Source organism: Chitinophaga sp. (genome assembly GCF_035564935.1).
In the GTDB taxonomy this organism is placed as follows: Bacteria; Bacteroidota; Bacteroidia; order Chitinophagales; family Chitinophagaceae; genus Chitinophaga.
This window is the reverse complement of sequence record NZ_DATMTE010000407.1, coordinates 1-14,630: the sequence shown is the minus strand read 5'-3', so window position 1 is coordinate 14,630 and position 14,630 is coordinate 1. Positions and strand designations below refer to the sequence as shown.

10 protein-coding genes are annotated in these 14,630 nt (G+C 48.5%); 4 read left to right on the top strand and 6 right to left on the bottom strand.

The genetic code is table 11. The annotated features are described in order from the left end of the window. The first annotated feature begins 229 nt into the window (after nt 1–229). The 3 genes from VN105_RS10715 to VN105_RS10705 all read left to right on the top strand — a co-directional run bounded on the left by VN105_RS10715 (nt 230) and on the right by VN105_RS10705 (nt 6,098). Complete coding sequence (locus tag VN105_RS10715; RefSeq protein ID WP_325640662.1) at nt 230–1,420, top strand: ankyrin repeat domain-containing protein; 1,191 nt, start codon at nt 230–232, stop codon at nt 1,418–1,420. A 4-nt stretch (nt 1,421–1,424) separates the two neighbouring features. After that, a complete protein-coding gene (locus VN105_RS10710) occupies nt 1,425–2,765 on the top strand; it encodes an ankyrin repeat domain-containing protein (protein WP_325640660.1) in 1,341 nt (446 codons plus the stop codon). Between the two features lie 225 nt (nt 2,766–2,990). Continuing rightward, nucleotides 2,991–6,098, top strand: coding sequence for an AsmA family protein (locus VN105_RS10705; protein ID WP_325640658.1), 3,108 nt, complete (start codon nt 2,991–2,993; stop codon nt 6,096–6,098). Between the two features lie 26 nt (nt 6,099–6,124). Here VN105_RS10705 and VN105_RS10700 read toward each other — a convergent pair whose 3' ends face one another. From VN105_RS10700 to VN105_RS10680, 5 genes are all read right to left on the bottom strand, one after another. Then, nucleotides 6,125–8,548 (bottom strand): ABC transporter permease, encoded by a 2,424-nt coding sequence (locus VN105_RS10700; RefSeq protein ID WP_325640656.1) that lies wholly within the window; start codon nt 8,546–8,548, stop codon nt 6,125–6,127. Nucleotides 8,549–8,694: 146 nt separating this feature from the next. Then, nucleotides 8,695–9,834: a TlpA disulfide reductase family protein gene (locus tag VN105_RS10695; protein ID WP_325640654.1), complete on the bottom strand. Its 1,140-nt coding sequence runs from the start codon at nt 9,832–9,834 to the stop codon at nt 8,695–8,697. Nucleotides 9,835–9,880: 46 nt separating this feature from the next. Further along, nucleotides 9,881–10,399 carry a DinB family protein gene (locus VN105_RS10690; RefSeq protein WP_325640652.1) on the bottom strand — a complete coding sequence of 173 codons (519 nt, stop codon included), beginning with the start codon at nt 10,397–10,399 and terminating at the stop codon, nt 9,881–9,883. Between the two features lie 51 nt (nt 10,400–10,450). Next, nucleotides 10,451–11,719 (bottom strand): cation:dicarboxylate symporter family transporter, encoded by a 1,269-nt coding sequence (locus VN105_RS10685; protein ID WP_325640650.1) that lies wholly within the window; start codon nt 11,717–11,719, stop codon nt 10,451–10,453. Nucleotides 11,720–11,797: 78 nt separating this feature from the next. Then, a complete protein-coding gene (locus VN105_RS10680; protein ID WP_325640648.1) occupies nt 11,798–12,910 on the bottom strand; it encodes a glycoside hydrolase family 88 protein in 1,113 nt (370 codons plus the stop codon). A gap of 264 nt (nt 12,911–13,174) precedes the next feature. Here VN105_RS10680 and VN105_RS10675 point away from each other — a divergent pair, with 264 nt between their 5' ends. After that, on the top strand, nt 13,175–13,636 hold the full coding sequence (locus VN105_RS10675; RefSeq protein ID WP_325640646.1) for an NUDIX domain-containing protein: 462 nt from the start codon (nt 13,175–13,177) through the stop codon (nt 13,634–13,636). Between the two features lie 16 nt (nt 13,637–13,652). On the opposite strand, the gene VN105_RS10670 is transcribed toward VN105_RS10675, so the two are convergent. Next, complete coding sequence (locus VN105_RS10670; RefSeq protein ID WP_325640644.1) at nt 13,653–14,510, bottom strand: serine hydrolase; 858 nt, start codon at nt 14,508–14,510, stop codon at nt 13,653–13,655. Nucleotides 14,511–14,630: the final 120 nt, after the last annotated feature.

The window sequence follows — 14,630 nt, the reverse complement described above, 5'->3', positions numbered from 1 at the left end:
CCGGTTCCCCGGAGATCAAATGAAAAAAGTATATCCGTCACCGTTGGTATCGCCTCCCTGCTGTTATTGGCACAGGCTTATCATGATGAGGTATCTTTTCTCATTGATCAGCAACCGGGGAAAATTTAAATTGAAAAGAAGACAGCAGATCCTTTTGCTGTTAGCCATCCTATCGTATATTTGGCAGGAAAATTGACCCAACGGACCCAAAAAATTTTAAACCAGGCTTATGTACGGAGCAAACCCACTAACCGACGCGCTGAAAAGAGGCAACCTGCCGGCAGCAAAAGAATTAATGGATCAAGGTGAAAAACTGCCGAAAGATCTTCAGACTTATGACAAAAAACAAATCTTTGATACCCTGATCAGGGCCAAAGCATTTGAGCTGCTGAATACCCTGGTAGAAGACGGTTTTGTAGAAACGGATATCTACGAATACGAGAAATTCGACGATTCCATTTTCCCCGGCCTGTTCAGGTACCTGGGCAACGGGCCGGCCGACCTGGAGTTCCTGGCCGCTTTTGCCGGGAAACTGGATAACATCAACGACGCCGTTCAGGATAAAACATTGTTGAGTATTGCCTTTAACAACTCCGCTCCCATTGAACATATTAAGATACTGGTAGACGCAGGCTGCAACGTAAATTATAAAACCAATTACGAAGAAAATTACCTGTATAAGATCGTGCAGGAATACGCGATCAAAGAAGACACCGGTGTTGCTTACCTGGAATATCTCATCGGGGAAGGATTAGACCCCAATGCAGGCAACATTGTGAAAGAAACGCCGCTGCATCTCGCCATTGGCTCCAATAAACAGAAATACATCGACCTGCTGCTGCAAAACGGGGCGGACCTGAACCAACCGGGGAAAGACGGCGAAACTCCTTTTTATGCTGCTATTGTGCACCAGGTATGCAATGTGGAACGGTATGAAAAGCTGGCGGCCCATACCCCCGTGGACTTCGACATTGCCAACAAGAACGGCGAAACTGTTTTTTGCGGCGCCATGCGTATGCGCCGCAGCAATTCTACGGCGGATGTAGCGCTGATAAAGGCATTGATCCGCGACGGCGCCGATATTTACCAGACCTCTCCCTATTACGCCAAAGACAAGGCCGCCATCGACTGGTTAGCCGAGCAACCCGCAGATATGTTGCAGGGGGTGCTGGAAACCGGTGTAATAGAGATAGACCGCCGCGATGATGAGGGCAATACCCTGCTGCATAAAGTATGCGCCTATAACGTTAACTACGACCAGGAAGCGGCACGGCAGCTTTACCGCAAAGTGAAACTGCTGATTGAACAGGGCGCCGATGTAAATATCACCAACGATCTTGATCAGCGACCCATAGACCTTGCCAGTACAGATAACCTCAAATCAAAAACAGTAGAGTTACTTTTAAAACATAAAGCATAGTACCATGTCCATGTCTTTTATTATTGCCTGTGAAAGCGGCAAACGTAAAATAGCAGAAATTTTACTGGCCAATAACGAAGTTGACGTAGCCTATACCGACGAGAAAGGAAGAACGGCCCTGCATTACGCTGCACACCACGGCTACCAGGACCTGGTGAAACTGCTGCTGGATGCCGGCGCCGACCTGGATTATGAAGACCACAACGGCGAAACACCCTTTTATTTTTCCTGTCTGCAAAAACAAAAACAAACCGCCCTGTTCCTGCTGGAAAAAGGCGCGCGCACAGATATCAACGACCTGCAGGGTAACAGCCTGCTGCACCTCACCGCTAAAACAGGGCAAAAGGAACTGGTAGATAAACTGCTGGAAAAAGGCGTAACCGTAGACCTGGAAAACAACCAGGCCGAAACACCTTTGCTCATTGCCTCCGCCTGGCGCAATAAAGAAGTGGTGCAAACACTTATTGATCATGGCGCGGATGTAAATACCACCAACAAAGCCGGCGACAGCCCGCTGATTTTCGCGGTACGGGCCAAAAACCCGACCATGGTTACTTGTCTCCTTGAAAACAATGCCAACGTAAACCATACCAATCACGCGGGAGAATCGGCTTTGCTGATTGCCTGTTATGATACCAACCGCGCACTCACCAACCTGCTGGTACAACATGGCGCCGATGTGCTGATCACCTCCAGGAACGGATTGTCTCCCATATGGTATGCCTGCGCCAATAACCAGAAAGAGATCGTGAGCCTCTTCCTGGATAAGGGCATTGACGTTAATTTCAGCCAGCCACTTTCCGCAGATACGGCCAGTATGAACAGCTACCTGGATTGGGTGGAAAGCGCTGCCAGTCTTTCTATGGACAGTGCCTTTAACCTCAACCATACCTACAGTTACGGCGGGGAAAGCATGCTGCACGTAGCTGCTAAAAACGGGCATCTCAGCATGGTGAAGCTGCTGCTGGAACGCGGCGCCAATGTAAATATCCAGGATGAATCCGGGAATACCGCGCTGCATTATGCCGCATCCAATGGTAAAAAAGATATTGTAAAATACCTGCTGGAACAAAAAGCGGATGTATCTATTGTGAATACCAAAGAGCAAAAGGCGATCGACTATGCCTCCATTAAAGGGTACAACGAAATTGCCGCCCTGCTGCTCAGTTATAATTCACCGCAGGCTAAAGCAGCGCCCAATACTGCACCTCCTGCCGAAGCTCCTGCCGGGAAAAGTATGGCGGATAAGAAACAGGCCCTGCTTGACCTGAAAGAGTTGCTGGACGCGGGCATCCTTTCAGCTGCTGAATTTGAAGAAGAAAAAGCAAAGATCCTGAAGGGCTGATCCATTCCGGGTATAATAAAAAACAGCGCCGGGCAGAAAGAAACTGCCCGGCGCTGCCTTTTTAAGCGGGCTCATAAAAAAGACCTATCTTTAGCCCGTAACCATAAGAGGTTGTTGGGCAGCTATTTTATTCCTGGCACAGGACAGCAGGAAGACAGCATATGCCGGCAATAACCTCCCCATCCCCGGAATGCTATGCGTAATGCTATCGTAAAAAGAACAGCTTTGAAAACATTGAAGATTATTTCAATATCAATTGCTGCTATCTTTCTTTTGCTGTTTTTACTTCCCATCCTTTTCCCGACCACCATATCCAACAAAATAAAGTCGTGGACCAATAACAGTATTACCGGTGATCTGAACTTCTCCCGCGCGCGGTTGTCGTTCTTTAACCATTTTCCTTCGCTGACATTAACGTTGTACGATTTCAGCCTGAAAGGCGCAGCGCCTTTCCAGCAGGATACATTGATAGCGGCCAGGGAAGTGGCCCTTGGCGTGAACCTGGCAAGCATTTTTTCCAGCACCATCAACATTGATGAAATTTACCTGACCCGGGGAGATATACATGTGCTGGTAGACACAGCAGGCCACCCGAATTACAATGTGTATAAATCCGCCCCGGCAGCTGCTTCCAACCCTGCAGACAGTAGCAGCGCATCCCTGAAAATATCCCGCATACAGCTGGAAAACTGTAACCTTATTTACGACGACCAGTCGCTGCCCATGTACATCCGGGCAAAAAATGTAAACTATACCGGCAAAGGCGACCTGAGCAAAGCCCGGTTCGACTTGCACTCAAGAATAGGCATCCAGGCATTTGACCTTAGCTATGGAGGTACTTCCTATATTGTATCAAAACCACTGAACGGGGAACTGATCACGAAGATCAATACCAACTCGCTGGATTTTATTTTTGAGAAGAATGACCTGAAGCTGAATGAACTTCCCGTGCGATTGAACGGTTCTTTCGGATTCCTGAAAAACGGCTACCGGATGGACTTCCGCTTAAGCTCGATGGAATCCAGCCTGCATGCCATTTTCAGCGCGCTGCCGGCAGAATATGTGGGCTGGCTGGATAAAACGGATATACAGGGAACCGCAGATGTAAACGCCAGCCTGATCGGGCAATACATCGCGGCAACCAATACCATGCCCGATGTAACCTTTAATATGAAAGTGAGGGACGGTATCATTACCAATGCCAAAGCCCCCGCCCCTGTTAAAAATCTCTTTCTCAATTTCCAGTCGAGGCTGCCACAACTAAACCTGGATAGCCTTTATATCAATGTGGATTCTATCTTCTTTAATATTGATAAAGATTATTTCAGCTCCGTGATCCGGGTACAGGGACTTACCACGCCAGACATTCATGTAAAGCTGAATACGGACATCGACCTGGAAAAATGGAACAAGGCCACCGGCGGGGAAGCCTTTGATATGAAAGGCAGGCTGCAGGCCCATTTGCAGGCAGATGGCAAATATGCCAAAGGCGTTGTATATCGTGGCCTGCGGAAACAGGCGGATACCGTGATCAGCAGCATCCCTGTATTTAAACTAACAGCGGCCCTGCGGGATGGCTACTTTAAATTTGCCTCCATGCCCCAGGCACTTCATAACATCCGTTTTAATATAGACGCCGGTTGCCCGGATAACGACTACGCACATACGCAGTTGTATATAGCAGATATTAACGCCGATATGCTGAGTAACTATATCAGGGGATTCTTCCGGCTGCAGAATGCCAGGGAGCCCCTGGTGGATGCGCAACTCGCGTCTGTCTTCCGTCTTGGAGATATCAGGCAGTTCTATAAAATGGACAGCCTGGATGTAACCGGCGATCTGAATATAGACATCACTACCAAAGGCAGCTATGTACCGGCCAAAAGACTGTTTCCCGTTACCACCGCCAAACTGAAAATGGATAACGGTACCGTACAAACGAAATATTACCCGCAACCTATTCAGAAAATAAATGTGGACGCCGTTGTTACCAATACCACCGGTACCATGCGCTCACTGCAGGTAAATCTGAAGCCGGTAGCTTTTGAGTTTGAAGGCCAGCCCTTCACGCTGAAAGCGGATCTTGGCAACTTTGATGATCTCCGCTACAATATTACCTCCAATGGCATCATCGATCTGGGTAAGATTTATAAAGTATTCGCCTTACAGGGATACAACCTTGAGGGCTTTATTAAAACCAACCTGTCGCTGCGCGGCACCCGGAGCGATGCTACCGCCGGCAGGTACAATAAGCTCAACAATAAGGGTTCCCTGATAGTAAGGAACATCGCTTTAACGGCGGAACAATTCCCGCTGCCGTTTTATATTAAAAACGGTGTATTCCGTTTCGACCAGGATAAAATGTGGTTTGACCAGTTCAATGCCAGTTATGGTAAATCCGTTATTGTACTCAACGGTTTTCTCAGCAACGTGATCGGCTATGCCACGTTAAAAGATCAAACCCTGCATGGTACTTTTGACCTGAAAAGCAACTACATCCTGGTAGATGAACTGATGGTGAACGGCGATGCAAAAACAACCACTGTGAAATCCAGCGCTGTACCTTCCGGCGTTGTAATGGTGCCTGGTAACCTGTCGCTGGTACTGAATGCAGCCGTAAATAAAATAAGCTTCCAGGGTATTGCCATCGACAGCTTCCACGGGCAGTTACATATCGACAGCAGCAAAGTACGCCTGAATCAAACCGGCTTTTCCATCATCGGCGCACCGGTGGCTATGGAAGCCACGTACGCCAGTATTGATCCCCGGAAAGCCACGTTCGATTATCACATCAGCGCAAAAGAATTTGATATAAAACGCGCTTACAACGAAATAAAGATCTTCCACGACATCGCGTCTTCCGCTGCCAGTGCCAGCGGCATTGTGGGGCTCGACTACCGGTTAGGCGGCAAACTGGATGAAAACATGCATCCCATCTATCCTTCGCTGAAAGGAGAAGGCGTATTGTCTGTAAAGAAAATAAAGATGAAAGGCTTTAAGCTGTTCAATGCAGTGAGCAGTTCTACCGGTAAGGATGGCGTGAAGGATCCGGATCTTTCTAAGATAGATATAAAGTCTACCATCAAAAATAATATCATCACCATTGCCAGAACAAAAATGCGAGTAGCAGGCTTCCGGCCCCGCTTTGAAGGCCAGGTAAGTCTTGATGGAAAACTAAACCTGCAGGGCCGCCTGGGATTACCTCCACTTGGCATATTTGGTATACCCTTCAACGTTACAGGTACACAAAGCAATCCCAAAGTGCAACTGCGTAAAGGCAGCGAAAAAGATAATCTTGAAGAAACCGCTGACCCGGATGAAACGGGGAATTAAGGGTCCTGCTGCTTTAACCTTGCCTGTTATGAACGCAAACTTTTAACCGGATCAGTGAGCGCAGCCCGGATAGCCTGGAAGCTCACGGTGAGCAAAGCAATAACAACGGCCATCAAGGCCGCAAGGCCAAACACCTGCCAGCCGATAGTGATCCTGTAAGCAAAATCCTGCAGCCAGCGATGCATTGCCCACCAGCCTGCGGGGAAAGCAAACAGGATGGCAACCATTACCAGTTTCAGGAAATCCCTGGATAAGAGGTGCACGATATTGGTAGCGGTAGCGCCCAACACTTTACGGATGCCAATTTCGCGGGTACGCTGTTCTGCAGCGTAAGCAGCCAGTCCGAAGAGTCCCAGGCAGGCAATGAAGATAGCCAGCACGGAGAACGACAGGGAAATTTTGCCCATCCGGTTCTCCGATTTATACAAGGCGTTAAAATCATCGTCCATGAAGGAATAACTAAAGGGCTGGTTGGGCACTGTGACCTTCCATTTTTCTTCCATCTGCGCTACCAGTTGCGGGATATTATTACCCCGGATGCGGAAAGCCATACTACCTCTGTTTTCCCCCAGGAAAAGCGCCAGCGGCGTCACCTGTTCGCGGAGGGAGCTGAAGTTAAAGTCCTTTACCACGCCAATGATATGGTAAGCATCCATTTCCTTGCTTTGCATACCGTTGCGGAACTCGTATATTTTCTGGTTAAGAGGATCTTTAAGTCCCATCAGCCGTGCAGCTGCTTCGTTGATCACTACCGCCTGTGAATCCGTAGCGAAGTTCTTCGAAAAGTTACGGCCTTTCAACATCTTCATGCCCAGCACGGGTATATACTGATCATCAACGAACCAGGTTTGCATGGTGATAGCGTTCTCCTGGTCTGGAACAGGTTTCAGGAATAATGGATCGTCATTGCGGAGCGCTGAAGTAGGCAGATAGGATGTCATAGTAGCTCCTTCCACACCGTTCATTGCCAGTAGTTCCTGTTTAAAGGAACGTGCATGACTGCCCAGCGGCTCAGTGTTTTGCACGATCAGTACCTGGCTCCTGTTGAACCCGAGTTGTTTATTACGGATATAACCCAGCTGTTTGTAGATCACCATGGTGCCTACGATCAGGAAAATGGAAATGCTGAATTGGAATACCACCAGCGAATTACGTAGTAGTCCTGTGCGGAAACCATTGGCAATGGCGCCTTTCAGCACCAGCACCGGCCTGAATGCCGAGAGGAAAAAGGCAGGGTAGCTACCTGCCAGCAGTCCTACCAAAACGGCGATAATGAGGGATGCCGGCGCCAGCCAGGGTGTAGATGATAACCCGATACTCATTTCCTTACCCGCCAGTTCGTTGAAATAAGGCAGCAGCAACCAGGCAATCCCCAACGCCAGGATCATGGCTACAAAGCTGATCAGCATTGATTCTGTAATAAACTGCACAATCAGCTGCGGGCGGATAGAACCCAGTACTTTCCTGATCCCTACTTCTTTTGCACGGTTCGCCGAACGGGCGGTAGAGAGGTTCATGAAATTAACGCAGGCAATAAGCAGGATGAACATGGCAATTGCCGAAAAGATATATACATACTGGATAGCGCTATTCGGCCCCAGTTCTGCTTTTTTGTTGCTATGCAGGTGAATGTCTGTAAGCGGCATAAGGCTGTATCGGATATAGTTCCCTGTTTTAAGGAAATCTTCCATAGATGTGTTCATGGCGGATCCTATCTGTGGCGCGATATATTTATCGATCACCTGGTTGAGCTTAGCCTGCATTTTCCGTGGATCTGCTCCTTCCCTTAACACGATATAGGTGTTAAAATTATTACTTAGCCAGTTGAGTTCCCGGCTTTCCTTTGAGCCTGCCAGGGAGGCAAAGAAATCGAACTGCAGGTGCGACTGACCGGGCAATTCTTTCATTACGCCGGTAACCTGGTAGTTAATGCTGTCGTTGATGAGCAGGTTACGTCCTACTACGTCTGTACTATTGAAATATTTACGGGCGGTGTTTTCTGTTATCACCACTGAATTAGGTTGGGTCAGTGCCGTGGCCGGATCTCCGGCCACCAGTGGAAAGCTGAATACATTGAACAGTGTGGAATCCGCGTAAATCACTTTGTCTTCCCTGATATTACGGTCGTTGAGGCGTACCAGGAATCCGCCGTAGCCGCGGAAACGAACGGCCTGCTCTACTTCAGGCAGGTCTTGCCTGAGTGCAGCAGCCATAGGCGCAGCGGCGGTAGCAATATCGTAACGGGTACCGCCGAATTTAATGTCTGCATCCACCCGGTAAATACGGTCTGCCTGCTTATTAAACCGGTCGAAACTCAGCTCATCCAGCACATAGATCATGATGAGCAGGCAGGTGGCCAGGCCAATGGCCAACCCTAAAATATTGATAGCAGAAAATGCTTTGTTTTTCCAAAGATTACGAAAGGCAACTCTGAAATAACTTCTGAACATAAAAAAAATTTACCGGTTACAAAGTGGAGAGAGCTCAACCAAAGAAAGCGCCAATTCCCCAATTCGCTAATAACCAGCAAGATACAACTATCCCGGCTGATAAAAACGTTCAGTTCCGGACAGTTGCTGTTCAGTTATAGCCTTCTTTAATTTTCTTTAAAGATGCGGGCCAGTGCTTCCTGCAGATGATCTTCCCGGAGATTCTGTGCAATGATCTTACCGGTTGGATCGATCAGGAAATTAGCGGGAATGGAGCGGATACCATATTGCTGTGCTACTGCGTTATCCCATCCTTTCAGGTCGGAAACCTGTGGCCATGTGAGCTGGTCTTGTTCTATTGCCTTCAGCCAGGCGTTCTTCTGGCCGGGCATATCGAGCGATACGCCCAGTACGGTGAAGCCTTTTTCTTTGTACTTATTGTATGCTTTCAGCACGTTAGGGTTTTCCTGCCGGCAGGGTCCGCACCAGCTGGCCCAGAAATCCACTAATACATAACTGCCCCTGAATGAAGAGAGTTTCACGGCTTTACCATCCGGTGCATATTGTGTAAAATCGGGCGCCAGTTTGCCTGTTTCAGTATTGGTACGTGCGGTGAGCATTACCGGGATGCGTTTCCCGAGCGGTGTGTTTTTTAACCCGGGTGCAAGATGCTCATAAGCCTCCCCTGCTGCTTCGGCCATGCCTGGTTGTGCGGCTATGTGGGCAAGACTGATCACGCTGAGATAAGACGCCGGATGCTTCCTGGCAAACTCCAGGTGAATCGCGAATGATTCTTTCATGAGCTGGTTCTCACGCTCCACAAAAGCGTTAAAGATGTTCTTATCTTTCTTCTGTTCATCCGGCAGTGCGTCAAATTCCTTTCGCAAGGCAGGAAACTTTTCATCATTCTCTTTTAACATCGCGCGAAGCTCCGCCTGCTGGTCGTTTACCGGCGAGCCTTTCACAACAATGTTCTTCAGCGAATCGGCAGATGTTACTTTAAAGGTGGCCGGTTCCAGGTATAACCTTACATAATCCATTTGTTCTCCCGGCGCCGGGCGCTGTACATAAGGGTTCTTATTAAGATACAAAGCTCCCATAACAGGGTATTCCAATGTTCCTTTAAATACAAAATGCCCGGCTTCCACCATAGCGGAATCTGTTTTCTGCTGGTCTTCCACCTGGTAAACAAGATAAATTTTATCGCCGTTACGCAGGGCGCCGGCATTTCCATCCAGTTCAAAGCGGTGCTGGGCTATGGCCGGAAATGAATATAAACAGGTAACCAGTATTAATAAGGTGCGCATGGAATGTTGATTATTTAAACGTTTATGGGTGACCGTTAGTTACCGGCTAACGGCTGTGTTCCTGGAGGATCTGCCGGATACCGGCAATATGATGGTCGTCGTGTTCCGCCACAAACCAGGCCAGGTCAATGATCCGCATGGGTGTTTTCAGGCGCGGGTGCAGGGCTGATCGCTCCAGCTGTGCGTCTTCCAGGCTCCGGAGCCTGTTCACCAGTTGTTGCCGTTGATCCCTGAACTGTTGCAGCAGCTGGCTGGCGGGCGTTTCATTATGATTGGCTTCGTGCGTTCTGCGATTGGTGAGGTCCGCCACTCTCAGCTCAGTGGCGCCATTGATCAGGTCTTCCAGGCGGCCCAGCCACAGGGGTTCCATATCTGAGAGATGCCCGGCTTCTTCCTTAATGCTCCATTTGCCACCTGGCTTTACCACCAACAGGTTTGATGGTATATGGCTGATGATCTCTTCCATACGGGCAGGTGTTCCGCAAAGCCGTTCGATGACCGATGGCAAAATGCCGTTATCTTCAATTACCGGGAATGTTCTGTTGAACCATTCAGTCCTTTTCATATCATCTTATTTCTTCCAATAAAATTAATGATAATAACAGAAAGGAAGTGCTTAATAAGTTTCTTCTGCATATTCCACCGGTTTTTCTACCGGGGGATGAAATTCTTTTTCACTTTTGGCAATAACGATAGTGGCTACCCCATTGCCTATGATATTGGTAATTGCGCGGGCCTCGCTCATAAATTTATCTACTCCCAATAAAAAGGCAAGCCCTTCCACCGGGATCTTGTGAACGGCGGTTAATGTGGACGCCAGTACGATAAAACCGCTGCCGGTAACCCCGGCCGCGCCTTTAGAGGTAACCATCAGGATCCCGATGATGGTCAGGATCTCCCCGAGGCTCAGGTGTACATCATACAGCTGCGCGATAAAAATAACGGACATCGACAGGTAGATGGAGGTTCCATCCAGGTTAAAGGAGTATCCCGTTGGAATCACTAATCCCACTACTGATTTGCTGCAACCCATTTTCTCCAGCTTCATCATAATCGACGGCAGGGCCGATTCCGAAGAAGAGGTGCCCAGTACCAGCAACAGTTCTTCCCTGATATACCGCAGGTATTTCAGGATGCTCATTTTATAGTACTTCAGGATACTTCCCAGCACCAGGAAAATGAAAATGGCCATGGTCAGGTATACCGTGCCCATTAATTTAGCCAGTGGCACCAGTGTATGCAGGCCAAACTTGCCGATTGTATAGGCCATTCCCCCGAAAGCGCCCAGTGGAGCGAGGTACATTACATACTTCAGTGCCTTGAAAACGATTTTCGATAGCTGGCTTAACCACTTAATCACTACCTGGCGGTGCTTTGAGTAATTCAGCAGCACCCCTATAATGATGGCAGCCACCAATACCTGGAGGGTGAGGTTATTCATGAAGAAGGATAGCCAGTCGAACTCCTTTGCTGCGCCGGAAGTATACTTAGAAGCGTTTTCAATTTGCAGCGACGATTTATCTATTTTTCCCGGCCGGATCAGTAACGCCATCAGCACACCGGCTGCCAGTGAAATGGTAGACACCACCTCGAAGTAAAGCAGGGATTTTACACCAATACGTCCTACTTTTTTCAGATCATCCATTCCGCTGATCCCCAAAACAATGGTCAGGAAAATGATGGGGGCAATGAACAACTTGATAATATCAATAAACGTTTTTCCTATGATCTCCATCTTCACACCGGTTGCCGGAGCCAAACTGCCCAGCAATATGCCCGCAATAATGGCAATAAGCACCCAAAAAGTAAGGTTGGTAATGATCCTGATGTGTAAACTCCTGCTCACAGCTGTTTCCGCCTTATACGATGCTATATCTTCCTGCATAGGTTTGTCCTGATTAATATCCGTTTGGTTGAAATTCCCTTCAAGTAACGAAATTTTCACCGCTTATTGCAGGATATTTTACAGTTTGTATACCTCACTGCCTGCCAGCAGGAAGCAGCCCAGGCCATAGTCTTCGAAATCGGGCACTTTATCAAAGGAAACAGGTTGCCCGTCTTTAGGCTCTTTACCGGTGCCCTGTACGTAACCTAAGCGTCCATCTGTGGCAATACAATTTCTAACCAGGGCGTTCCATGCTTTGAGTACTCCCGGCAGATAGGTTTTCCTGCTGATCATCCCGTGATTAATTCCCCAGGCCATGCCGTATACAAACAACGAGGTGCCGGTAAGTTCCATACCGCCGTATTCGTTTGCATCATGCAAACTTACATTCCAGAATCCATCCGGCCGCTGTATGGGTAACAGGGCTTTCAGCATATCGCGGTAATCCTGCAGGTATTCATTGTAATGCGGATCGCTGGCCGGCAGTTGTTCCAGCGTGCGTACCAGTGCGGCTACTACCCATCCGTTTCCCCTGCTCCAATAGCAGTCTTCCCCATTAGGCGATTTATACGGCGGATCAAAATCCTTGTCTCTCCACCACAGGTGATCGGCGGCATTATACAATCCATGATCGCCGTGATTATGTTTCGTATAGGCGTACATGGTATACATCCGGTTAAAATAGCTGGTATCTTTATAGATCGCTCCCAGGCGGGCATACACCGGCATAGCCATCTGCAGTGCATCTATCCACCACCAGTCGTCCACTTTATCTGTGGCTTTCATATTATCGATAGCTGCTTTGATATCCCGTATGCGTTCTTCCTTTTTATCGATGAGGTAGAGGTCAATATATGTTTGGCCGCAGCATTGATTATCCGCGTTCCGCACCTGTGTGCCGCCCCAAAGCCCCCACTGATGGCTATCTCCCCAGGCGGTGGCGTATTCGTAGTAAGGCGCCTGTTTGTCGATCCCATACAGCGCCATCAGTCCTTCATAATAAACGGCGCGTGTCCATAAATTGGAAGGGCGTTCTTTGTTGGTGAAAGTTGGTTTGCCCGGGTCGGGCCATTTCTGCATAAAGTATTGATTGGTGAGACGCATAGCTGCGAGTACGGCTTTCTTTGCAGGAATTTTCTGTGCAAACGCGATCTGGCTGATAAGGCATACAGTAAGCAACAGGCTTTTCATACGTGGCAATGTTTTTCAGTTTAATTGAACGGGTTAATATAACTGTCAATTTAACAATTAAATATAAAAGCGGGTAGTTATTTTTTATGGAGATGGGAAACGGGCGGGTGACAATGGGGCCGCAGGCTGCAGATCAATGCCGCAGGCGGTTTATTTGCATTTGGTTACACTGCCTGTAGCTTCTGCGCGAGCCATCCGGGCTATTTCCGGAACGGCCCGCATAGCTATAATATTTGTAAGTTTGGGGACATCATCTCTTTTCATATGAAACAAAGCGCCGGTATACTGCTTACCCGCTCCGCTGGCAAGGGGCTGCAATTTTTCCTGGTACATCCCGGCGGTCCTTTCTTTACCAGGAAAGATGCCGGCTGGTGGACGGTGCCCAAAGGGGAAATTGCGCCCGGTGAAGATCCGCTGGAAGCGGCTGTAAGGGAGTTCCGGGAGGAGACCGGTTACACTCCCCTGCCACCGTTCACCCGCCTTGCTTCCGTGGTTCAAAAGGGTGGCAAACAGGTGCATTGCTGGGTAGCGTCCGGCAACCTGGAACCGGAAAATATCATAAGCAACACTTTTGAAATAGAATGGCCGCCCAAAAGCGGGAAACTTAAAACCTACCCTGAAATTGATAAAGCCGGCTGGTTTACCATGCAGGAAGCGGTAAAACTGATCAATGAAAAACAGGCGCCGTTCCTGGAGGAAGCGCTGCGCCTGGTAGTGAAAAGATAGCTACAGGATAGTCTTTTTAATGTTTGAAGTAATTCCACAGGTAGGCGGAAACGTTCCTGATCAGGGTTTGCGCCTCGTTATCATCGGTCCAGCGCTGGTCTTTATTATTTTTGGTACCTACATAAAATACGTATTCACCACGCGGTTCATTCACCAGTATCACTTCTGATCTTGAGGCATCCAGGGAGCCGGTTTTATGCGCAGCCTGTATATAAGGCGGGATGCGCGACAGCCCTGTTTCGTCGTAATAACCATGCGTCATCAGCCGGTACATCCGTTCAGAAGCGGCTTTGCTGATCACCTCCCTGTTGCGGATCTTTACCAGTAACGTGGCCATTTCCCGGGGGGTAGTCATGCCCCAGCCATATACTTTCCATATCGCTTCACGACCCGGAGTACGGGAATTAACACGGGTAACAGCCAACCCGTATTGCTCCATCAGCTCATTGATGCGCTGCCCGCCTCCGGCGAGGGCCTGGTTCCATATAGACGCGGTATTATCACTGTAAGACATCATCAGCGCAAGCAATACACTGAGTTCTGTAGCGGTGCTGTCCCTGAAGAACTGCATCAGGCCAGATCCGCCGTATTTGATAGAGTCGCGGTATATCAACGGTTGGTGGTATTTCAGCTCACCTTTTTCAATTTTATCGAAGATGCCCACCAGGATAGGGATTTTTACAATGCTGGCAGTAGGGAAAATGGTATCGGCATTGATGCCGGCATAACGCCCGGTTCTGAGGTTTTTCACATAAATACCTACCTCCCCATTGAACCCCGCCACAAGATTCCTTAATCCCTTTTCAAGCTTCCGGTCTTCCTGCGAATAAGCCAGTATAGGTACAAACAGTAATAACAGCAGCAGTCTGCGCATATTTATGATGTGTTTTGCTTTAAGTTATAAAACAACGGGCAATATTCATAGGGGATTGTTGCGTTGAAACAGCATGAATAATAAAACGCGGGTTCCCTGAAACTATTTCCCCAAAGGGCG

What these genes read in the sequence shown, in the direction of transcription:
- VN105_RS10685 (WP_325640650.1), bottom strand. Translation starts at nt 11,719, where the DNA reads ATGCAGGAAGATATAGCATCGTATAAGGCGGAAACAGCTGTGAGCAGG.
- VN105_RS10710 (WP_325640660.1), top strand. Translation starts at nt 1,425, where the DNA reads ATGTCCATGTCTTTTATTATTGCCTGTGAAAGCGGCAAACGTAAAATA.
- VN105_RS10675 (WP_325640646.1), top strand. Translation starts at nt 13,175, where the DNA reads ATGAAACAAAGCGCCGGTATACTGCTTACCCGCTCCGCTGGCAAGGGG.
- VN105_RS10695 (WP_325640654.1), bottom strand. Translation starts at nt 9,834, where the DNA reads ATGCGCACCTTATTAATACTGGTTACCTGTTTATATTCATTTCCGGCC.
- VN105_RS10690 (WP_325640652.1), bottom strand. Translation starts at nt 10,399, where the DNA reads ATGAAAAGGACTGAATGGTTCAACAGAACATTCCCGGTAATTGAAGAT.
- VN105_RS10700 (WP_325640656.1), bottom strand. Translation starts at nt 8,548, where the DNA reads ATGTTCAGAAGTTATTTCAGAGTTGCCTTTCGTAATCTTTGGAAAAAC.
- VN105_RS10670 (WP_325640644.1), bottom strand. Translation starts at nt 14,510, where the DNA reads ATGCGCAGACTGCTGCTGTTATTACTGTTTGTACCTATACTGGCTTAT.
- VN105_RS10680 (WP_325640648.1), bottom strand. Translation starts at nt 12,910, where the DNA reads ATGAAAAGCCTGTTGCTTACTGTATGCCTTATCAGCCAGATCGCGTTT.
- VN105_RS10715 (WP_325640662.1), top strand. Translation starts at nt 230, where the DNA reads ATGTACGGAGCAAACCCACTAACCGACGCGCTGAAAAGAGGCAACCTG.